Source organism: Streptomyces sp. NPDC002867, assembly GCF_053591895.1.
The window spans coordinates 17,332-38,219 of the sequence record NZ_JBSFUR010000047.1; the positions used below are offsets into that span (position 1 = coordinate 17,332).

General features: G+C 69.9%; 20 protein-coding genes and 1 pseudogene. 12 read left to right on the forward strand and 9 right to left on the reverse strand.

The window, feature by feature from the left end; translation table 11 throughout:
* Nucleotides 1-185: 185 nt before the first annotated feature.
* The 4 genes from ACWD0A_RS29210 (at nt 186) to ACWD0A_RS29225 (ending at nt 1,935) form a co-directional block, all read left to right on the forward strand.
* On the forward strand, nt 186-893 hold the full coding sequence (locus ACWD0A_RS29210) for an AAA family ATPase (protein WP_451302887.1): 708 nt from the start codon (nt 186-188) through the stop codon (nt 891-893).
* Nucleotides 894-967: 74 nt separating this feature from the next.
* The gene (locus tag ACWD0A_RS29215; protein ID WP_451302889.1) at nt 968-1,237 is read left to right on the forward strand and encodes a hypothetical protein; all 270 of its coding nucleotides are present in this window, start codon (nt 968-970) and stop codon (nt 1,235-1,237) included.
* Nucleotides 1,234-1,566, forward strand: coding sequence for a hypothetical protein (locus ACWD0A_RS29220; RefSeq protein WP_451302891.1), 333 nt, complete (start codon nt 1,234-1,236; stop codon nt 1,564-1,566). Before ACWD0A_RS29215 ends, ACWD0A_RS29220 begins: the two co-directional genes overlap by 4 nt.
* Nucleotides 1,567-1,638: 72 nt before the next feature.
* Nucleotides 1,639-1,935, forward strand: coding sequence for a hypothetical protein (locus ACWD0A_RS29225; protein ID WP_451302893.1), 297 nt, complete (start codon nt 1,639-1,641; stop codon nt 1,933-1,935).
* Between the two features lie 189 nt (nt 1,936-2,124).
* Here ACWD0A_RS29225 and ACWD0A_RS29230 read toward each other — a convergent pair whose 3' ends face one another.
* Nucleotides 2,125-3,171: a S66 family peptidase gene (locus tag ACWD0A_RS29230; RefSeq protein ID WP_451302895.1), complete on the reverse strand. Its 1,047-nt coding sequence runs from the start codon at nt 3,169-3,171 to the stop codon at nt 2,125-2,127.
* Nucleotides 3,172-3,340: 169 nt separating this feature from the next.
* Here ACWD0A_RS29230 and ACWD0A_RS29235 point away from each other — a divergent pair, with 169 nt between their 5' ends.
* The 4 genes and pseudogenes from ACWD0A_RS29235 to ACWD0A_RS29250 form a co-directional block, all read left to right on the forward strand.
* Entirely contained in the window at nt 3,341-4,570 is a 1,230-nt protein-coding gene (locus ACWD0A_RS29235) for an MFS transporter (protein ID WP_451302897.1), read from the forward strand.
* Nucleotides 4,571-4,987: 417 nt separating this feature from the next.
* Nucleotides 4,988-5,662, forward strand: coding sequence for an alpha/beta fold hydrolase (locus ACWD0A_RS29240; RefSeq protein WP_451302899.1), 675 nt, complete (start codon nt 4,988-4,990; stop codon nt 5,660-5,662).
* A 687-nt stretch (nt 5,663-6,349) separates the two neighbouring features.
* The gene (locus tag ACWD0A_RS29245; protein WP_451302943.1) at nt 6,350-6,868 is read left to right on the forward strand and encodes a hypothetical protein; all 519 of its coding nucleotides are present in this window, start codon (nt 6,350-6,352) and stop codon (nt 6,866-6,868) included.
* A gap of 566 nt (nt 6,869-7,434) precedes the next feature.
* Nucleotides 7,435-8,206 (forward strand): annotated as a pseudogene (locus tag ACWD0A_RS29250) (IS110 family transposase); the annotation flags it as partial.
* A 493-nt stretch (nt 8,207-8,699) separates the two neighbouring features.
* Here the strand turns inward: ACWD0A_RS29250 and ACWD0A_RS29255 are convergent.
* The 7 genes from ACWD0A_RS29255 to ACWD0A_RS29285 form a co-directional block, all read right to left on the reverse strand.
* On the reverse strand, nt 8,700-9,428 hold the full coding sequence (locus ACWD0A_RS29255) for a maltokinase N-terminal cap-like domain-containing protein (protein WP_451302901.1): 729 nt from the start codon (nt 9,426-9,428) through the stop codon (nt 8,700-8,702).
* Nucleotides 9,429-9,562: 134 nt separating this feature from the next.
* The gene (locus tag ACWD0A_RS29260) at nt 9,563-11,218 is read right to left on the reverse strand and encodes an AMP-binding protein (protein WP_451302903.1); all 1,656 of its coding nucleotides are present in this window, start codon (nt 11,216-11,218) and stop codon (nt 9,563-9,565) included.
* Complete coding sequence (locus ACWD0A_RS29265; RefSeq protein WP_451302905.1) at nt 11,215-13,176, reverse strand: FAD/NAD(P)-binding protein; 1,962 nt, start codon at nt 13,174-13,176, stop codon at nt 11,215-11,217. Before ACWD0A_RS29265 ends, ACWD0A_RS29260 begins: the two co-directional genes overlap by 4 nt.
* 52 nt (nt 13,177-13,228) lie before the next feature.
* On the reverse strand, nt 13,229-14,560 hold the full coding sequence (locus ACWD0A_RS29270) for a methylaspartate mutase (RefSeq protein ID WP_451302907.1): 1,332 nt from the start codon (nt 14,558-14,560) through the stop codon (nt 13,229-13,231).
* On the reverse strand, nt 14,557-15,036 hold the full coding sequence (locus ACWD0A_RS29275) for a cobalamin B12-binding domain-containing protein (RefSeq protein WP_451302909.1): 480 nt from the start codon (nt 15,034-15,036) through the stop codon (nt 14,557-14,559). The genes ACWD0A_RS29270 and ACWD0A_RS29275 overlap by 4 nt, the downstream gene beginning before the upstream one ends.
* 52 nt (nt 15,037-15,088) lie before the next feature.
* Nucleotides 15,089-15,505 carry a cupin domain-containing protein gene (locus tag ACWD0A_RS29280; RefSeq protein WP_451302911.1) on the reverse strand — a complete coding sequence of 139 codons (417 nt, stop codon included), beginning with the start codon at nt 15,503-15,505 and terminating at the stop codon, nt 15,089-15,091.
* 220 nt (nt 15,506-15,725) lie between these two features.
* Nucleotides 15,726-16,691, reverse strand: coding sequence for a LysR family transcriptional regulator (locus tag ACWD0A_RS29285; RefSeq protein WP_451302913.1), 966 nt, complete (start codon nt 16,689-16,691; stop codon nt 15,726-15,728).
* Nucleotides 16,692-17,260: 569 nt separating this feature from the next.
* On the opposite strand from ACWD0A_RS29285, the gene ACWD0A_RS29290 reads away from it, so the two are divergent.
* Nucleotides 17,261-17,827 carry a DoxX family membrane protein gene (locus tag ACWD0A_RS29290; RefSeq protein ID WP_451302915.1) on the forward strand — a complete coding sequence of 189 codons (567 nt, stop codon included), beginning with the start codon at nt 17,261-17,263 and terminating at the stop codon, nt 17,825-17,827.
* 77 nt (nt 17,828-17,904) lie between these two features.
* Here ACWD0A_RS29290 and ACWD0A_RS29295 read toward each other — a convergent pair whose 3' ends face one another.
* Nucleotides 17,905-18,501 carry a CGNR zinc finger domain-containing protein gene (locus ACWD0A_RS29295; protein WP_451302917.1) on the reverse strand — a complete coding sequence of 199 codons (597 nt, stop codon included), beginning with the start codon at nt 18,499-18,501 and terminating at the stop codon, nt 17,905-17,907.
* Nucleotides 18,502-18,585: 84 nt separating this feature from the next.
* Here ACWD0A_RS29295 and ACWD0A_RS29300 point away from each other — a divergent pair, with 84 nt between their 5' ends.
* From ACWD0A_RS29300 to ACWD0A_RS29310, 3 genes are all read left to right on the forward strand, one after another.
* The gene (locus tag ACWD0A_RS29300) at nt 18,586-19,158 is read left to right on the forward strand and encodes a carboxymuconolactone decarboxylase family protein (RefSeq protein ID WP_451302919.1); all 573 of its coding nucleotides are present in this window, start codon (nt 18,586-18,588) and stop codon (nt 19,156-19,158) included.
* A gap of 344 nt (nt 19,159-19,502) precedes the next feature.
* Nucleotides 19,503-20,048, forward strand: coding sequence for an HPP family protein (locus ACWD0A_RS29305; RefSeq protein ID WP_451302921.1), 546 nt, complete (start codon nt 19,503-19,505; stop codon nt 20,046-20,048).
* A gap of 37 nt (nt 20,049-20,085) precedes the next feature.
* Nucleotides 20,086-20,751, forward strand: a complete 666-nt coding sequence (locus ACWD0A_RS29310; protein ID WP_451302923.1) for a pyridoxamine 5'-phosphate oxidase family protein — start codon at nt 20,086-20,088, stop codon at nt 20,749-20,751.
* Nucleotides 20,752-20,888: the final 137 nt, after the last annotated feature.

Consider the following 20,888-nt stretch of genomic DNA (forward strand, 5'->3'; position numbering starts at 1 on the left):
CGGCGTGCGCGCATCACGGGAACCGAGCCAGAACCCGAGTCGCGGCAGCAGATGTTCAGCTCGATGGGAGGCATCCGGGTCGGGCCGGAGTCAATGTTCGCGAGAACACACAGCAGTCGGCCGAACGCCGGGGGTTCCGGGGCGGGGGCACACGTCCTGAGCGCGCGTTGTGGGAGACTCGACGCGTGATCATCGAACGTACGTACGTCCACGTGGCCTCGTATGAACAGGAGGAGTGGCCCTGGTCCGTGCCTTGTGTGCGCGGGTTGCTGGAGGACGGGCTGCGGTTCACTGCGCCGGTGACCTTCCTCGTAGGTGAGAACGGCTCGGGCAAGTTCACCCTGGTCGAGGCCCTCGCGGAAGGCTTCGGTCTGGACTCCTGGGGCGGCTCGCACGACTGGCGTTACGCCAGCCATCGCCCCAAGTCGGTGCTGGGTGAGCGGATCCGCTTCGACGCAGCTCCGCGCGGAAGGCACATGCTGGGCAGCTGGTCCGCCCGCAAGGGGTTCTTCCTGCGCGCCGAGACGGCACTGGACGCCCTGGGCCGGGAAGGGTTCGCGCCTGACTCGGTCAGCCATGGGGAGGGCTTTCTCGCTGCGTTCCGGGGCAAGTTCCTCCAGCCAGGGCTGTATGTGATGGACGAGCCAGAAGCCGCGCTGTCGTTCGCTTCCTGCCTGGAGCTGCTAGGCCATATCGACCAACTGGTGAAGGGTGGCGGCCAGGTCATCTGTGCCACCCACTCTCCGCTGCTGACCGCCCTGCCTGGTGCAGACATCATCGAGGTCGGCGAGCATGGCATGCGCCGTGTGGCCTGGCGCGAGCTCGACCTGGTCGACCACTGGCGCCGCTATCTCGCCGACCCGCAGTTCTATCTGCGGCACGTCCTCGACTGAGCCGTTACACCCTCATCCCCACCAGTCTGTTCCGTCACAAGACCGGTGACCAGCGCGACTCCTGGTGATCACTCGTGGCGTCGCTGGAGGAGTCCTTGCGGCTGCACGCCCACCGGCCGGGCATCTTGCTGAAGCTGATCGCCTACCTGCACGACCGCACCGGCGGCATGATCGGCAGTCTGTCCCACCTCGTCCGCGAGGCCGCCCTGGACGCCATCCTCGACGGCAGCAAGAAGATCACCAAAGCCTCGCTGGAACGGGTCGACCTGGACGAGGGCGCGGGACAGCAGAACATTCCCCGCGCACGCCGGCGACGTTCCCGCGGCGAGAAGCACATCGCGTGACCACCGGGCTGCGGTCCCTGCCGCTCGCGCTGCCGCCCGTCCATCGCAAGACCATCGGCTCCTGCCTGAACCGGCTCGCCGACGCCAACCACCTCACCATCGGCTACCTTTCCTCCCTGATAGGCCCGTCGCGGCAGCACCGCTGCGTCGACAACCGAGTCGGTTACCGGGCCCCAGATGGCCTCTCCCGGCTCGCTGTGCTGACCGGCCGGAGCCCGTCCACCCTGATCCGCGCGATGCCGTCGCCCGGCTTGATCGGCGACCCGGTCCGGCGGCTTCCGTTGTCCGCCACCGAGGAGGTCGTCGAGCCGCGGCGCCGCCCGGCCTGAACGGGAACTCGGGATTCGCTCCGGCGCCAGGGTGCGGGCGGGCTCCTGGGCGAAGCGGGCGGTGACGATCCTGTGCTGCCACGGCCCGTCGACGGCGGGCAGGATCTTCTCGTCGACGAGGCGGAAGTACTCCAGCATCAGCTCGGACAGCGTCACGACGTTGAGCCTGCCGGTCTCGCCGAACCGCTGCTCCATGCTCCAGCCGAGCATCTCGCTGCTCGCGACCACGGCGGCGGTCACAGTGCCGTCCGCAGCGATCGCGACGGCCCGGCGACCATCGACAAGGAGAACCCTGCCCCGGTACGGCTCGGGCCGCTTGTAGTCGGACGAGAAGTTGAAGCCGTCGTGCGCGGCTTCATCGGGCCTTGATTGAGCAGGCTCCCCGGATTGCGTCCTGGCTGTGCAGACCATTGATGAGCTCGGGGGTGTTGTGCGGTGTGCTCTGTCGAAACAGGACCGGCCGCTCGTCGCACCCGAGGTGGGCCTCCAGGGCATGGCGGGCCTGGGCAGGATCGCAGGGCGGTGTCGGTGCGGGGACGGCCAGCCGGGTGCCGGGGGTCAGTACGTCACGGTGATGCGTTGTGCTGGGCCGTCGACACGGACCAGGCCGCCGTAGGGGATCACCAGTTGGGGATCGGTGTGCCCGAAGTCGACGTCGAAGACCGCCATGGTCCGCGGGGCGTAGGCGGCCAGCGCACGCAGCACCGCCTCACGCTGCTGCGTGACGTAACGCTGTTTGGCCTCAGGACCGTTTGGCTGCTCGAAGGACCAGGCCTTGGCACGGCCCATCAGCAGGGCGGGGAAGCGGGCCAGCAGGCCCCGCTCGCCCATGTTGCGCAGGATCCGGAAGACCTCCTCCGCGCGCGGCAGCTCCTCGGACGTTTCCAGGAACAGCACGTCACCCTCGTACGCCGCGGTGTCACATTCGATCTCGCGGTCGGCCATCAGCAGCCAGGAGAGAATCTCCAAGTTGCCGCCCCAGGCCCGGCCCTCGACGGTGCGCTCGGGTTGGTGCCAGATCCAGCCGTCGGCGGGCTCTGAGTCCGGTTCCGCGTCGAAGGTGGCCGGGTCCGCCCAGTCGCGGTCGGTGTCGCGGTAGCGCTCGGCGGGGCGGAGTTCGTAGGGGCCGGAGGTGAACAGGGCCGCGCATACGGAGTCGGCGGTCAGGGGGTGGAGTGTGGACGGACGGCCGAACTCGGTCATCAGGCAGCCCCCGTGGTAGCCGACGATGCCCAGGTTCCGCAGCAGCATCAGCAGATTGGTGTTGTCGCTGGTGCCGAAGAAGGGCTTGGGGTTGGAGCGGATCAGCTCACGGTCCAGCAGCGGGAGCACGGTGAGCTGGTCGTCGCCGCCGATGGTGGCCACCACCGCCTTGATGGTCGGGTCGGCGAACGCGGCGTGGATGTCGTCGACGCGCTCCTGGGGCGTGGAGCCCATCTTTCGGGTGGTCGGGTATTCCACGGGTTCCAGGCCGAATTCCTCACGCAGCCGCTTGAGTCCCAGCTCGTAGGGGATCGGGAGGAGTCCTGGCAGGCCGGAGGAGGGTGAGATGACCGCGACGCAGTCGCCGGGCACGGGCTTGGGCGGATACACGGGTGGCCTCATGCGCTGAGAATAGGAATCCGGCTTCTGTTGCGCACTTGCGTTTCCCCATACGAGTTGGTGCGTCGGGACGAGTGCTGGTGACGGGCTCGCTCCCGGGCTTCGTGGACCTCGGGTGGGCAGGGTGGGTTATCTTCTGCCGGGCGAGCGGATGTCTGTGTACCGTCAGGCCATGCCAAAACTGCTGCCGCCCGCCGGACCTCAACGCAGGCTTGCCCTGGCCCAATTGAGCAATTCCGTGGGGGACGGCGCGTTCTACGTCACGTCGGCGCTCTACTTCGTCCATGTCGTCGGGCTGGAGCCGGCCAGGATCGGTCTCGGCCTGACCGTGGCCTGGGCGGTGGGCTCGGTCGTCGGGGTGCCGCTCGGCCGGATCGCCGACCGCCGGGGTCCACGTGGCACGGCTGTGCTCCTCGCGCTCGTGACCGGCGCGGCGGTTGCGTCCTTCCTCGTTGTACGGGATTTTCTGCCGTTCCTCGCGGCTGCCTGCCTCTACGCCACCGCGCAGTCGGGCCTGGCCGCCGCCCGGCAGGCGCTGCTGGCGGGTCTGGTCGCCAAGGAGGAGCGCACCGGTGCGCTCGCTTACCTGCAGTCGACGCTCAACGCGGGGCTTGCCGTGGGCGCCGGTATCGGTGGGCTCGCGCTGTCCGCGGGCACCAGATCGGCGTATCTCGCGGTCTTCGCGATCGACGCCCTGAGCTTTCTGCTGTGCGCGCTCGTCCTGCTGCGGCTGCCAGCCGTTGCGCCGGTGCCTGCGGTACGTGGTGCGAAGCTGGAGGTGGTGCGGGACCGGCCGTATGCCGTCGTCACGCTCCTCAACACCGTGCTGCTCCTGCGGATGCCGCTGCTGAGCCTCGGTCTGCCGCTGTGGATCACCGAGCGTACTGACGCCCCGGAGTGGCTGGTCTCCGCGCTGTTCATTCTCAACACCGGTGGCGTGATGCTCTTCCAGGTCCGTACCGCCCGCTCGGTGACGGGGCTGGCCACGGCAGCCCGTGCCATTCGTCGATCCGGTGTGCTCATGCTCGCGACCTGCGGCGTCTTCGCCCTCTCGGCCGGGACTTCGCCGTGGCTCGCGATCACCTTCCTGGTGGGCGGCTCGGTGCTCCTGGTCGCTGCCGAGATGCTCCAGTCGGCCGGTTCCTGGCAGCTCGGCTTCGATCTGGCACCGGCTGAGCGAATCGGCGAGTACCAGGGCTTCTTCGGCACCGGTGTCACCGTCGCCCGCACGCTCGGGCCGCTGCTGCTGACGGCGCTGCTGGTGGGGATGGGTCCGGTCGGGTGGCTGGTCCTGGGCGGCCTGTTCCTGGTGGCGTCGTACGCGCTGGGGCCTGTGGTGCGGTGGGCGGCGGCGACGCGCCGGGAGCCCGCGCCCGCATCAGCCGTTGCGCCGACCGTCTGAGCTCTCAATCGGCGGCGCATACGGGCCGCGCTCACTGCGCACGCTCCGTCCGGCGGCACGTCGTGTCCCTCGCCTCCCCGGCCGAGACCTACCTCGCAGATGAGGCGCACCCGCTCGGACTGCGCGCCGCCTTCCTGGTCGTCGAAGCCGACCAGGCGGGCATGCGAGAGATCGCCGCCCAGACTCGAGCTTTGCGCTCGTCCACTCGCCCCTCCTCGTTCCGCACAGCATGCCGTCGGCCCGAGGAACACCCCGCTGTCATCTCCGTAATCAGCGACCGCACAAGGCGCGCACATCTCAATCAGCAGCCAGGGCGCCCCGGAGAGCCGGACGGCCACTCCTGTTGAGCCACCAAAGGCAAGACCCGATCAGCCACATCCAGCCCTCCCGGGCCGCCTAACAACTTACGGAGACCTGATGACCACTTTCGTCCTCGTACCAGGCGCCTGGCACGGCGCATGGACCTTCGAACCGCTGGCCCGGCAGCTTCGGGCGCACGGCCACCAGGCCTACCCCCTCACCCTCACCGGTGTAGGGGACCGCAGACACCTTCTCACCGCCACGGTCAACCTCGACACCCATATCGAGGACGTGGTCAACCTCCTCGCGGACGAGGAGATCACCGACGCCGTGCTGGTCGGACACAGCTACGGCGGCATGGTCATCACCGGCGCCGCCGACCGCGCTCACGAGCGGGTTGCCGGGCTGGTCTACGTCGACGCCATGGTCCCCGAACACGGCGACTCCTGCTGGTCGCTGGTCACCGACCAGGAGCGCGCCTGGTATCTCAACGGGGCGGGCGAGACCGGCTACACCAGCGCACCGTTGCCCTTCTTCGACTCCCGGGCCACCCCGCACCCCCTGGCCTCCCTGCTCCAGTCGATCCGCCTGGAAGGCGCCCTCGACCGGTACCGGAGCCGGGACTACGTCTACGCCACCGGCTGGGACGGCCAGTCCCCCTTCACCGCGCTCTACGAACGCCTGTGCAGCGACCCCGCCTGGCGTACGCACGCCCTGGCCTGCGGCCACAACGTGATGCGAGACGCCCCCGACGAGCTGCTGAAGGTACTGCTGGCCACCGCGCAGGACTGACGTGGGCACGCCTTCGTCAGCATGCACAAGGGTCCCCCTCGGCAACTGACTTCGGGGACAGCGGCGCGACCTGAGCAAGGCCGTCGAGGAGGGCCAGCTGCCAGGCAGGTGAGGGCTGTGAACGACCAGCGATCGACGAGCTGGTGGCCGTGCCAAGGGGTACTGAAGGCGCTGTGGGCTTGAACGGAGGTGGATGTACCAACCCACCGCAGCGGGCCCGCGACCGGGACGCCGGGCGGGGTGGTCAGGGCCTGACGCGCGGCGTGCAGCAGGCGGCCGGTCAGGCCGGAGGCCGGGCCGGGGCCGGCCGATGCTGCGGCGACGGGAGCAGCGCCGGGTGCCGAAGCCGACGGCGGCGCCATTGGTGCGGGCACGGCGGGCACGGCGGGCGCCGGAGCGGCTTCGGGCCGCGCCGGCGTCCAGTTCGCCGACTTCGCCGGCGACCGCATCGCCGACTGCATCCTCGGCACCGCAGACGACGGCTCTGCCGTCCACGCCTGGAACGGCAGGGACACGTCCGGCCCCGACAGTTGGAGCCACCTCGGCAAGGTGAAGCCGGTTGGGGCAACCGAGCCGACCGGCGATCGAGCCTCCGTCAGGTCCTCCCTCAGCGGGTGCGCCCTCCTCCGCAGGGCGGAGCCGGTCCGCCGCAGCGGACGACGCCCGGCGGCCATGTCCAGAGCCAGCATGTACGTCATGACGACAGCGACCTTTCCCCTCCCCGCCGCCGCACCTGCGCCCGCGCCCATCTGGGCGCGCCGCGCCGCCCACGCCATCGCGCTGTGTGCAGTCCCGTCCGGCCTGTGGCGCATCGCCATGGCATCCGGTGTCTATGTGGGCTACAGCGACCAGGTGCTGCGCAACATCTACGACATCCCGGGCTGGGGCATCGCATACGTCGTAGGTCTGTCCGTTCTCGCCGAGTTGGCCGCTCTGCTTCCACTGCTGCTCGTCAGCGACCGGTGGCAGCCGCTGCGACCCCGGGCCCTCGCCGCGCTTGCCTGGACCGCCTCGGCCGTCCTGGTCCTTGTGGCACTGTGGCAACTCGTGGTCGCTCTCACCGTCGAGAGCCAGACGTACCTGTCGAGCGGTATGACCCAGATGATCTGTGGTGCCGCTTTCGCTCCGCTGTTCGCCGTCCCAGCACTGATGACGGCGGTGACCTGGTCGTACGCAAAGCGGCACCGGGGAGGAGGGCAGGCATGACCACGCCAGCCCCTCCCTTACTTCCCAACCGACACATTCGCACCGCCGCCGGCCGCCGGCGGGCGGGGCGCTTCGCCGCAGGCGCCGGCGACCCGCTCGCAGCCGATCTCCTGGCAGCGCACCACGCGGCGGTCGGACTCGTTCCCGGTGCCCGGGTCTGGTGGGTGGATCGTGTGAGTCTTCGGTGACCTTGGCAGCGTTTGGTGAGCGGGGTCGATGCTCTCTGCGGCGGCAGCCATGTGGGTGACGACCCCGGGCTGCGCCGAACAGGGTGTTGCGGGCGGGCAGGAGGCTCAGGCAGTTGACGGTCGAGCCATCCCCGGCCGCCTGGCAGATACGGCTGTTCCGGCTCTTTGGCAACCACGTCGTCCACGGCGAGGCCGCCCTATTCGGTCAGCCACTGCTTCGCTGCTGCCCCGGTCGTGCGAGGTGGGCGGGAACCTGACCGTTGCCCTCGGTGTCCAGGGACACTTGGCCGCTCGACACCCCGGCGACGACTCGGCCGCTGATGGGGATGTGCGAGCAGATCGCTGAGCAGGACAACGTCGGCGAGGTCGTCTGCAGGGTTGCGCTGTCACGGCGATGCTCGGGAGCACCATCAGCGGGACAGGGCCGGGGTTGACGCCGGCAAGACGCATCACCACTGCGTGGTCCTCGACGCCGAAGGTGTCAAGCTGTTGTCGCGCCGGATGGGCCAACGACGAGCCTGAAGGGCTGCGGCTCTTCGCCGACGTCCTGGCTCTGGGGGACGAGGTCACCTGGGCCGTCGACCTGGCCGGCCGTGCGGCCCTGCTGATCGCGTGTCGTCAGCCACGACCGGCATCTGCTCTACATCCCCGGCCGCGTGGTCAACCGAGCCTCCGGCGGCTATCGCGGTAGTGGACCGGTGCCCGCGACGCACTCGTCATCGCTGACCAGGCCGTATGCGCCGCGACCTGAACCCGGTGCGTCCCGGTGACGAGGCCACGGTGGAGCTGAAGCGGTTCACGGCCCGCCGCACTGATCTGGTGTGCGACCGCACCCGCGCTGTCAATCGGCTGCGCGGAGCGCTGACCGTTATCTTTCCTGCCTTCGAACGAGCCCTGGAATTGACCAACACCGGTCCCTTGATGCTGCTGACCGGCTACCAACTCCAGCTGCGGTCCGCCGTATGGGTGCCGGCCGTCTGGAGACCTGGCTGCGCAACCGGAAAGTCCGCGGCGCCGCCACGGTGGCGCGGGCCGCCGTCGAGACGGCCGAACGGCAGCACACCGCAGTCGTCGGCGAGAAGGCCATCGCCCAGCTGGTGCAGACCATGGCGAGGGAGGTGACGTCCTCAACGAGAAGATCGCCGAGGTCGTGATGGTGCGGTCCCTGAGCGGGATGCGGGGTAGCGCGTGAGGTGGTCCATGAGGGAGGCGATGTCGAGCTGGGCCAGGAGGTTCTTGCCGACGGCGGTGGCGTGGCCGGTGTCGGTAAGGGGGGCCCACTCGTTGACCGGTGGGGCGGTCGGGCTGTTGTGCGGCTTCGTGGATGCGGATCTCGCCGTCGGTGTCGCTGCTGGGACAGACCGCGGCGTGGAGTTCGTCGCGCAGATGGGTGAGGGCCTTGTTGAAGAGCCGGCCGTCGGGGTCGGGCCGGGTGGCCAGTCGAACAGTCGCATGAGGTGCAGGAGGTCGCGCACTTCTGGGGCTTGAAGAGGATCCGGTCCTGGCGCGGAGCTGTTGCATGATCAGTCCGGCGCGGGCGAAGGTGTGATGGAACATGTCACGACTGCTTCGCTGCGAGGACAGCGACGTCCGCCGATCCGTTCCGCCCCCCGGACCATGAGGACTTCGCGTAGCCGTTGCCGTTATTGAGTTGGTGGTGATGGTGGTCTGGTGCGTGGAGGAGCCTGGTCGTAGAGGACGGCGAGTGGGCCTCGGTCTTGGGTGCCGTGTGGGGAGTGCCATCCGGCGGTGATGTGTCCCTGGGGTTGTGTGGGGTGGGCGGGGGAGTGGTCCGCTGGGGGGAGGATGCGGGTGACTCGGATGGTGAGAGGTGTGGTCGGTTCGCTGTGTGGGTCGGCCGTGGTGGTGGTTTCGACGGTGAGGTGTGTGCCGTCGGGCCTGTTGGTCACGGCAGTGGATCTGATCGGAGCCGGGTCGATGGTTCCTGAGAAGTGATGTGTGACGGAGTGGTCAGGGGTGTTGCTGAGGTCTTGGGTTTGTGGTTCGGCGTGGCCGAGGATGGCGTTGAGCAGTTGTGTGACGAGTACCGGGTCGTGGGTTCCGTCGTAGATCCATCGTCGTCCCAGTACTCCGTGTTCGGCCGTGCCGATGAGGGCGTGATCGGATCCGTCGAGTGGTGCCCCGCGGTAGCTGAGCGGGACATGGTAGGTGAGTGGTCGGTTGCCGGATCCATCGGTGACCATCATGAACTCGATGCCGACTTCGCCCTGCGGGTCGTCGAGGCGAAAGCCGCCGGCCTTGGTCAGTTCGGGACGGTGTCCGGTGCCTGCGTACCAGGGCTGAGCAGGCAGCCATGAGGCGAGAAGATCCAGTTTGCTGGGTGTCAGAGTCGTGTGGTGGATGACCGCCATTGCTTCCGAATCCCTCTCGTCGTCGTGAGCTTGGCTCGTTGCGGTCTCACAACGCCCCCGTGGCCCAGGGGCCGTTGCGGTGTCCGTCCCGGCGGCGTGTGGTCAGGGCGGGCAGCACGCCGCCGGGACGGGGCTCAGCCGACCACTGCGGTGCGCAGCACGGCCCGGCGGGTCTTTCCGGAGGACGTTTTGGGGAGCCTGTCGGTGAAGGTGACGGAGTGGATGTGCTTCTCGGCGGGCAGGCGGGCGTGGGCTGCGGCGAGGACGGCGTCGGCCGTTGCCTGCTCCGGTGGCCATCCGGCGGCGGGTACCAGGAAGGCGTGCGGTACCCATTGCCCGATGGGATGCGGTGCCGGGACGACGGCGGCGTCGGCCACGGCGGGGTGGGTGCGCAGCGCATGTTCCAGTTCCAGGGGCGAGATGCGGTGGTCGAAGGACTTGAACATGTCGTCTGCGCGGCCGATGTATGTCAGGTAGCCGTTGGCGGACCGGGTCACCAGGTCACCGGTGCGGTAGTGCCCCTCGGCGAAGGCGGCATCGGTGCGGGCCGCGTCGCCGTGGTAGCCGGCCATGACGCCGGCCGGCCGGTCGGTGAGATCGACGCAGAGCTCACCGATGGCGCCGTCCGGGACGTGGGTTGCGGTCTCGGGGTCGAGGACTGCGATGCGGTATCCGGGCAGGGGAAGGCCCATGCGGCCGGGGGAGGCCGGCCGGCCCGGTGGATTGCCGATCTGGGCGGTGGTCTCGGTCTGACCGTAGCCGTCGCGGATGTCCAGGCCCCAGGCGTCCCGAACGGCCCGGAAGGTGGGGGCATCGAGTGGTTCGCCGGCGCTCGTGGCCTCGCGCAGGTGGGCGGGTGCCCGGGAGAGTCCATGGGCGACGAGTGAGCGCCAGACCGTTGGCGGGGCACAGAAACCGGTGACCGGGTGCTGGTGGAGGGCACCGAGGATGTCTGCGGGGGTGTCGGCGCCGGGGACGAGGGTGAGGATGGTCGCTTCGGCGTTCCAGGGAACGAAGAAGGAGCTCCAGGCGTGCTTGGCCCAGCCCGGGGCGGAGATGTTGAGGTGGAGGTCGCCGGGGCGCAGCCCGTTCCAGTACATGCCGGAGAGATGGCCGACCGGGTAGCTGAGATGGGTATGGCGGACGATCTTCGGCCGGGAGGTGGTGCCGGAGGTGAAGTAGTAGAAGAGGGTGTCGTCGGCCCGGGTGGGCTCCTGCGGCTGGAAGAGGGGGGTGTGGCCGTGGGAGTCGTGGTAGTCCAGCCAGCCCACGGGCGGGGGGCCGACGGTGATTCTGGTGACCGACAGGTCCGCCGCGGCGTCGATGTGGGAGGTGAGCCGGCTCTCGGCGATGACGTGACGAATGTCCGCACGGCCGATCCGGTCCGTGAGGTCGTCGACGGTGGCGGTGGTGTAGGTGGGGACCACGACCGCGCCGATCTTGATGGCGGCGAGCATGCTCTCCCAGAGTTCGATGCGGTTGTCGAGCAGCACAAGTACCGGGTCACCGCGCCGTACACCGTTGGCTGCGAGCCAGCCGGCGAGCTGGCCGGACCGCTGGGCCAGCTGATGGAAGGTCACGGCCTGGTCCTGGCCGCGGCCGGTGATCCGCAGCGCGGTGCTGTGGTTGTCCCGTGCGATCGCGTCGAACCAGTCCACAGCCCAGTTGAAGTACTCGGGCCGCGGCCAGCGGAATCGCCAGTAGGCGCCCTCGGGGTCGTCGTGGTGGGCCAGCAGGAGGTCACGGGCTCGGCAGAATTCCCGGCCGGCCGGTGACAGGGCGGCCTTCACCGCTGGGCCGCGTGGGCTCGGCCCGGGGCCGTGCGAGGCCGGGCCGGGTCGGCGAGGAGGTCGGCGGCGAGTGCGTCGGCGTCCCGGTAGAAGAGGGTGTTGACGCCGGGCCGGCTGCTGCCGACCTGGGTGAACCAGCGGGTGTGCTCCGTGGGGATGCCGATGGCGTAGAGGTCGGTGAGGACCTTGCCGTCGCGGTCGATCACGTGGAAGGGAGCGGGAGTGACGGCCATGCCTCCGCTGTCGAGACGCTGGCCGTGGACGAGGTCCTCGACGACGTATTCGCTGACGATGCCGTCGGCGAGGAGCCGGCGGATGAGCGCGGAGGTGTCCGACGCGAGGGCGGGGGTGGGGATACGTGCCTCGATGAGGGCAGTCAGGTAGTGGCCGGAGCCGTCGACCTGCGGCGAGTGGACGTGGAAGCGGCCCGCCTGCTCGTCGGTGGTGAAGCGGGCGTCGGGGCCTGCGATGTCGACGAGGCCGGCTTCGATCAGCGCGAGCAGCTGCTGCACACGCTCTCGGGGCGGCCCGGCCGAGAGCAGCGCGTTGGCCGGCAGGAAGTGGGTGTGGAAGGCGTGCCGGTGGGACTCGGGCAGCAGGCCGCCGTAGTCGACCGCCTCACGCACGACGTTGCGGATGTCACGCAGGACGTCGAGGGCGGCCTTGAGCGGGCCGTCGTGGTTTCCGAGTTCCGCCTGGTCGAGGTCGTGCCGGAGGTACTGGAGCAGTTCGCTGCGGAAGGTGGCGGGGGAGGAGAAGCGCCGGTCGGCGAACGGCCGGGCCAGGCGGAAGATGTCGAGCGGTTCGACGTCGGGCAGGCCTGTCTCGGCCAGCAGTGTCCGGACTGCCTGCGGGTCGCCGGCCACGGCGAGATGACGGCGGGCGAACGCCGCCGCGACGGCCTCGCCGAGACGGGTGCGCACGTGTGTCGTGCAGTAGACGTGCTCGACCTCGCGCAGCAGCAGCGGCAGTATGTCCTGGGCGAAGTCCAGTCGGGGGCTGCCGCTGACCTGTTCGCGGTGGTGGCGCGCGGCGTTCAACGCCGCGCGGGTCAGGAAGCGGGCCGCGTGGCTGTACTGGGGGCTCTTCTGGTTGCGGCCTCGGGCCGGGATGGGCAGACCGCTGCGGGATGCGGCGATGATGCGGGGTTCGGCGCCGCTGGGGCGGTAGGTCAGCGAGCCGTCGGCGGCGGTGATGAAGATACCGCCACGGCCGACGGTGAGGCTGAGCATGACGTCGTAGAAGGACAGGCCCATTCCGCGGATCCCGACCGCCGTCCGGGGCGGGACGGCGGCGAGGGAGAGGTCCATCTCGGCAGCGGAATCGGCGGGCACGTAGTGCAGCTGCGGGTGGCGTGCGGCGAAGTCGATCAGTTCCTGCTCAGCGGCCGTGGGGGCGTTGGTGGGGTGACCGGTGGCGAGGACGACCCTGTCCACGGTCAGACTGCCCCGTTCCTGGTCGAGTTCGAGGTGGTAGCCGCCCGCGGGGCGCGGGGTGAGGGCGGTGACCCGGGCGTGTACGGGCAGCAGGTCGGTGCCGGGCGGCACGTGGCTGCGGATCGTGTCGAAAACGAAGCGTAAGTACTGGCCGTAACGCTGCCGGGAGGCATAGTCGTCCGGGCCGAGGGGCTGCTCTGTGTGGGTACGGGACCGCTCGGCGTCCCATTGGCCGAGCGAGGGCCCGGCGCCGGGCCGGGCGGGACCCCCGTCCGGCCCGCCGGAGTACATGGTGACCTGGCCCACGACGGTGTTCATGGTGAACCAGCTGGGCTGATCGGTGCGCCAGACGCGGCCCGCGCCGACCTCGACGGCGTCGAACGCGTAAATGCGCACCGGGCGGTCGGATGGGCCGCGGGCGTTGAGGCGGTGCACGAGGCGTTCGAGGACGGATATGCCTCGAGGCCCGGTGCCGATGACGGCGATGCTGAGCGGGCTCGCACGGTGGGCGGCTGTGGTCACGGTTCTTTCCCTTGCTTGCCGAGATCGGGCTGGTCGTGGCGGTGGCGGCCCGTCAGACCGGGTCAGGTGCGGACAGGTGGCGGGCGGGCTGCAGGCCGTGCGCGGCAAGCGCCTGACGGTCCAAGGTCCGCTGGACGTGGGAGAGCATGCCGAGCAGGTCATGGGCCCGCAGATGGGGCGTGCCGGCGGGCCGCGGGACCGTCAGCGGCATACGGCCGACGGTCAGCCAGCGCAGCCGGCCGTGGGTGTCGATGTAGCTGCGGGCCCGCTGGGCGTTGTCGGCGTGCAGGCAGTACGGGACGTCGAGGATGCCCCGCCTGAAGGCTTCGCTCAGGGCCCGTCCGATGTCGGGGTGCAACTCGAGCACGGCGTTGATCAGTGCGCTCGCCTCGTGGCGGACGGCCAGGCCGAGTTCCGGTTCGCCGTCCTGGTCGTCCGCCGCCGGGGCGCCGGCGCGGGGTACGGCCCGTGCGGCGGCCCAGGCCTCCTCCAGGGCCTGGACGTTGTCCTCGACCGTGGGGATGCGGTGTGCCTCGGCGGGGGTCTTGACGATGAGCCGCTCGGTGCCGGTGGCTGCGGCCAGCCGGGCACTGCGGCGCAGCAGCTCCAGGGCACCGTGGGCGGTGCGCGGGAAGACCCCCATGTAGGTGTAGAGCACGACGTGCCAGTCGGTGTCGGCCAGGTGCTGGGCCGCCAGTTGGCGCAGGGCGCGGATGGCGTACGTGTCCTGGGTGTCGTCGGTCTGCTGGGCGTAGCTCAACGAGATGCTCTGCAGGCCGTGTTGACGGAAGAACATTCCTTCCAGCACCGACAGTGCCACCAGGAGGGACGGTGGGCACAGCTGGCCGAGCATGCAGCCGCCGAAGCTCTCCATGTGAGCGCCGGGAACGCGGTGCGCGAGGACTTCGCAGGCCTCTGCCCAGGCACGGACGGCCTCGTCCAGCGGAGTACGGCTGTAGGGAAGGCAGTAGGACACGGGTCCGCCCTCGGTCGCGTCCAGTCCCGCGTCGACCAGGGCGTGGACAACGCCAAGGGGCAGCGGGGTGCCATGGCGGACCTGAATGGGCAGGCTTCCGGCCCCCGCACCGGCGATCATGGCGCGGGTGGCGGCGGCCCCGTGGGCGACGATCGGGAAGCCGTTGAGGTCGGCACCCGCGGCCAGGGCACGGCGGGCGGCGTCGTGGTCTCCCACGCGGGTGTAGCTGTCGAGGGTGATCGTGCCGACCGTACGGGCTCGGGCACGGGCGACCGCCCGCAGCCCGGAGGCCATCTGGGTGCGGGCGGGAAAGCCCATACGGGGCTGGACGAGGAGATCGCCGGCGTCACGGGCCTGGGCGACTGCGGTGGCGAACCGGCCGAGGCGGATGGAGGGATGGGCGGTCATGACGCGGCGCAGCCGGAGATGAGTGCCCTGGGGTTCTCCAGGTACCGCTGGAACTCCTCGACGCCGCCGGACTCGTCGAAGACCGCGTCGAAGCCCGAAGCGAGAAGGTCGGTGCCCAGGGCCGCGTCGCCCGGGCCCTGGGTACCCAGCTTGCCGCCGATGACGACCGGCAGGTCCGCAAGGTCTGCCTCCGCCCGCAGACGGGCGATGAGCCTTCGGCCGTCCAGGTAGCCGTGGCCGTTCACGCTGCTGATGACGACGAGGTCCGGGCGCAGGCGCCGGCACTCGGCCAGCAACAGGTCGTCCGGGACGCAGGCGCCGAGGTTGACGACCTCCGCCCCGCTCTCCTCCAGAAGGAGCTGAAGGAACACCAGGTTCCAGGTGTGGGAGTCGGAGGAGACGCTCGAGACCACGACACGTCGCGCAGGCTGGGCGTGGCGCACCGGTGTTGAGGGGACATGGACGGGGGCGGACATGGCGGAGCCTCACAAGCTCGGTCGAACGGGACGGCTGGACGAAGGGATCGGCTCAGGCGCCGGCGGCCGCGCCGACGGGGCGGATGGCCCGGTCGGGGGTACGGGCGGCAGCGGGACGGGTCCGGATGGCCAGCACGGTGCAGCCCGTACGGCTGGACATCTGGTGCTGCGTACCGGGTGCCTCGACGACGAGGTCACCTTTGGCGTAGCTGGCACCGTCGCTGTGGTCGAGCGTGCCGTCGAGGACGAGCATGAGCTCGAAACCGAGGTGCTCGTGGTAGTCGCCGTGGGCGCCGGGCGGGAAGCGGAGCAGCAGGCCGGCCGAGTCCTCGCCCCGAGCGGCGTCGGGTGCCCACAGAACGTGGTGCTCGACGCCTACGCGTCCCGGCTCCTGCCACGCCACCCAGTCCACTTCGTCGATTTCGAAGCCGCTGCGGAATACATTCTGGATGCAGTGGATATCACTCATGTGGCTCTCCTCCTGAAAGGGCTGTTCAGACGCGATTGCGCATTTACGGTTTCTCACCCTACGGTCGTGTCCGTCGCCTGTTTTCGGTAAGAATCGATGACAGGAATCAGTCTTTTCGGGTTCTCGGCCCGGTGCCGGAATTCGGGGGCCGGAACGACTTCGGCCGGTGCGCGGTCCCGTGGGGACGGCGCACCGGCCGGTGAATCTGTGCAGCGGTCCTTCAGACCCCCAGGGCCTGTCTGGCTGCGGCGCCGGGAGCCTTGCGGACCAGGTCGAGGAAGGCGGAGACGGCCGGCGGCAGCCATGTGGTGCCGGCCCACAGGGCCTGGACATAGGCGTCGGTGCGCGGCAGATCCTCGACCACGGCCAGGCCCTCCCATCCCAGGTCCTGTTCGACGGCCACCTCGGGGACCATGGCGATCCCCAGTCCGGCCCTGGCCAGGCTGATGGCGCTACGGGTGGAACCGGCCTCCAGGATCGGCGGGTTGATACCGCGCTCGGCCCTCAGGTGGCGCAGCAGGACCTCCTGGGAGACGCAGTCGGGGTCGACGACGAGCACCCGCCCGCCCTCCGGGTCGCAGCCGGGGGCCGGCGAGGGGTCCCCGACCGGTACGAGCGGCACCTTGAACAGCGACTGCCGGCTGATGCCGGGAACACGCGGAACCTCATCGGCCGGATCGATGGTGAGCGTGAGGCCGATGTCGACCTCGCCGGCGGCGACCGCGTTCTCGACCTCGGTCGCAGTCATGACCTTGGGGGAGACTTGAACGCCGGGGTAGCGGTACCGGCACTCGCGGACCAGCTCGCCCATCTCGTACTCCATGAGCAGCGCGGTCGAACCCACGACGACGCGCCCGGTGGCCTCGCCGTTGGCCTTGAGTGCCGCGGACATCTCGTCCACTACGGAGAATATGCGGCCGACGTATATCTGGAATACTTCTCCGGCCGCGGTGAGCCGGACCCCGTGGGGAAGGCGCTGGAACAGCGATACGCCCACGCGGTTCTCGATCGTGCGTATATGTGCGGTGACGCTCGACTGGGCATAGCCGAGATTTCTGGCGCTTTTGGTGAGACTTCCGGTTCTGGCTACTTCCCAGAAGGTTCTCAGCTGATACATCGTCAAGTCCATCGTGTTCCCCCCCGTAGCAATGGCCACCCGCCCCCATTCTAATGAATAAGAAGACATCTTGCCGTTAGGGATGCTGGCACGGGGGGCGGCTCCTTGGCAATACGCAACGTGCGGGAAACCCCCGGATCGGACGAATCCGTATCAATTACCTTCAGTGACGGTGCCCTTGACGGAGGATCGGCTCTCCTTCGGGGTCGGGGGCGGAGGCCGGTGTTCCCTCCTTAGTCATGGCGGGAAAGGGGCGGACCGGCAGGACGCAGGCCGAAGCGCGTCACGCACTGTCACGGTCCGCCGGGCTGGCCCCCCTCGGTCCCTCCGGTGCTCGGGGAAGTGTTCACGGGGGCGTTGTGTGTCGGACACGGGGCGGGTCGTCGCATCGGCGGATCGGCCGGGCCGATGGCAGCCATCCGAGACTCGAGCGTCTCAGCCCTCGGTATCTGGCTAGCGTCCGGGGGACGGGGGCTGCGCGGCTCGCCTGCGGCCGCTCTCCCGCCCCCACCGCCTGGCGCAGCCCCTGCCGGCCCGGCTGCCATGTCGTGACCTTCACGCGGCCGCACGGGCGTGTCCGCCGCCGGCCGCTCTCCTGCTTTCCGGCTCACATCCCGAACGACCGAAGGACGGGTCGCATGAACTCTGCCCTGGAACGTTCCCGCCGACGCGTGGCGGCGGGAACGGAATCCCTCGCCGCGCGCTACCGCCTGTTCAGCGACCTCGCCCTGCGGATCAGCGTAGGAGTCGTCTTCGCCTGGTTCGGCATCCTGAAATTTGTCCCGGGCACGAGCCCCGCGCAGGACATCGCCACCCGGTGCATGGGAGTTCTCTCGTTCGGGCTGGTCCCTGCCGAGGTCAGCCGCCCCTTACTGGCCGTCATGGAAGTCGGCATCGGCCTGGGCCTGATCACGGGATGGCTGCTGCGCACGGTGCTGGCGGTGTTCTTCGTCCACATGGCGGGCGTCTTCGCCACCCTCGTCATCGCGCCGGACGTGGTGTGGGCCCATGGCTCACCGCTGCTGCCCACGTTGGAAGGGCAGTACATCATCAAGAACATCGTGCTGGTGACGGCATGCCTTGCGGTCGCGTCCCATCTCGGATCGCGGAAGGTCGGCCCGGACGCTCCGCCCGCCGCGCAAGCCCCGCTCCGCGTGCTGTCAGGTGCCGGGCCGGCCGGGCGAGGTGTTCCACCGGCGTCCTGAGCGGCGACAGCACCGCAACGCCGGCCCCGGGGAACGGGCACTCGGCCGATTCCCGCCGCAGGGCCGGCGTTGCGGTGTCAGGAGGTCCTGCGGTTCCGCTCGTAATGACGTGCTGCTCGGGCACGGTTCCCGCAGCCCGCCGAACACCACTCCCGCCGGGGGTGGTCCTTGAGGAAGTAGAGCACGCAGCCCGGCGCATGACAGGCCCTCAGCTGTGCGATGTCCGGCCCCCCGAACAGATCGACGGCCTGCTGGGCGATCTCCGCACGAGCCGTCGCCAACCGGTCGACCGATCCGCACGCCAGTGCCCGCGGCCCCCCGCCCCAGGACAGCTCGCGCCAGCGCGGCGCCGCCCGCACCTGCTGGTTGACCGTCTCGACAGCCTCCTGCGGTGCATCACCACCCCGGACGGCGACGCCGGTCAGGGTGCGGATGGCGTCCCTGAGGGCGCGGATGGCCGCCAGGTCCCGCTCGTTCGTGCGCAGCAGGTCCCTGTCGTCGAGCGGCACGGCGAACCGGTGCCGGTTGTCCCGGAACCAAGCGGCCACGTGCTCGACCGTCTGCAACCCGTCGACCAGCTGGCCACGTACCGCATAGGTGGCGTTTCCCAGTTCGATCGGCAGCGGCTCACCCAGCGTGGGGGCGCCACCGCCCTGAAGTTCGTCCAGTTTCACCCCTTGATGGTAAGGCCGCCTTGCAACCATAAGAAGTCTGTGCCATGGTTCTAACGTCAGAAACGCGCAGCAACCGTTATAAATGTGGCGGTTGTCGATCACCCGGAGGCCCACATGTCCCGCCTGCCGATCATTGAGCCCGAGACCGCCCAGGGCTCCGCGGCCGAGCTCCTCGCCGCGGTCCACAAGGCCCTTGGCGTCACCCCGAACATGACCAAGGTGATGGCCAACAGCCCGGCCGTGCTCAAGGCCTACCTCGAGTTCTCCGGAGCGCTCGGCACCGGCACCCTGCCGGTCGGCATCCGCGAAGCCATCGCGCTCGCCGTCGCCCAGGAGAACTCCTGCGACTACTGCCTTTCCGCCCACACCTACATCGCCACGAACCTCGCGGGCCTGAGCGAGTCGCAGGCGGCCGACGCCCGCCACGCCAAGTCGGGCGACGTCAAGACCGCCGCCGTTCTCAAGCTCGCCACCGCTTTGGTCCGCACCCGCGGCGGCGTGGAGGAGAGCGACCTCAAGACCGCCCGTGAAGCCGGTCTGAACGACGCCGAGATCACCGAGGTGATCGGCAACGTGGCGCTCAACGTGTTCACCAACTACCTCAACAAGGCCGCCGAGGTCGACATCGACTGGCCGGTGGTCAGCCACGTCGGCTGAGCAGGCCGGAGCCGAGAGGGCGCGCGGCCGCCGCCGCAGGCCGCTGGTCAGGCGCAGCAGGGGGAGAACGTGGAGGCCGCGAGGGCTCGCGTCGCATGCGGTTCTGCCGCGCGAGCCTTCGAGCACGGTCGACCGTCGTCGCACGCCGAAGCGCCCTGGAGGCGAACGAACCGAGCCGCGCCCTCGCCGCACCGGCCTGCCGGCGCGCGATTCCACGGGCGACCGGGCCACCCCCGGGGCCGGTCGCCTCTTCCCCCGCCCGCGAGTACCGCCGTCCCGCCCGGTACGGCGGTGCTCGCGGGCACCTGTTCGCTCCGTCCCGCCCACCTGCTGGAGAAGAGTCGATGACCGACCAAACCGTCGCGGCCACCCCCGCGACACCCGACGCGACGACCAAGAAGCGACGCTTCGCGAGCCGAGCGCCCCAGCGGCCGGCCCTGGCCGTCATCGCCGTCGCCACCACAGGTTCCGTTCTCGCCCTGCTCGCCCTTGTCGGGCTCGGCGCGCTGCTGGACCAGGTATGGCTCATCCCCCCGCTGGCGGCCAGCGCCGCTCTGGTCTTCGGCGCACCCGCCCTTCCCCTGGCCCAGCCGCGGAGTGTGATCGGCGGTCAGTTGCTCTCCGCGCTCACCGGATTCGCGGTGCTGGCCGTGGCAGGCGATTCCGCCTGGGCCGCGGCCTTGGCCGGCGGCCTGGCCCTCGGCGTCATGGCCCTCGGTCGCACCCCGCACTCGCCCGCCGCCGCCACCGCGGTGATCGTGGTCGCCCAGCAGCCGTCCGCGATGCCGTTCCTGCCGGTCCTCGCGGGCGCGACCGTCGTCCTGGTCGCCGTCGGCATACTCACCGGGCGTACCGGTGTGACACCGCGCTATCCCACCTACTGGTGGTGACCCCGACCATCGGCGCCACCCAGCCCAGGAGACCGCAGTGACCAGCCGTTACGCCCAGCTCGCGTTCACCTCTGCCGTCCGCGCCCGACAGCAGCGCCACGGCAGCCGCACCGCATACGCCCGCATCGAGGCAGGACCGGCACAGGCCGACCGGCTCAGCGACGACGAGGTCGAGTTCATCACCGCCAGAGACAGCTTCTACCTCGCCAGTACCGGCGAGAGCGGCTGGCCCTACGTACAGCACCGGGGAGGCCCGCCGGGCTTTCTGCGGGCCATGGACGACACCACGCTCGCCTTCGCCGACTTCCGCGGAAACCGGCAGTACATCACCACCGGCAACCTCCAGGGCAACGACCGGGTGGCCCTCCTGCTCATGGACTATCCCCAGCGCATCCGGCTGAAGATCCTGGGCACCGCCATCACCGATGACAACCCCGGCCCCGAGCTCCTGCGGGCCCTGACGCCGGCCGACTACCGTGCCGGCGTGGAGCGGGTCGTCCTCATCACCGTCGAGGCGTACGACTGGAACTGCCCGCAGCACATCACCCCCCGCTACACACCGCAGGAGATCGAGGACGACCACGCGGACCTCTGCCGGCGCCTCGCCGAACTCCAGCGGCAGAACGCCGCCCTGCCCCGTCTGAAAGAGCGCCTCGCCGAACTCGAGGCCGAGAACACCGCCCTGCGTGCCGCCGTGCAGTGACACCCGGCACCACCGAAGGGGGGCTCCGCGCCGTCGGCGCGGAGCCCCCCTTTCGTCGTGATCGCGCCGAAACCCAGGTCACGCCGGCGCCCGGGACGCCCCTCCATCACCAGTGCCGATTCCTCGCATCGAGGAGG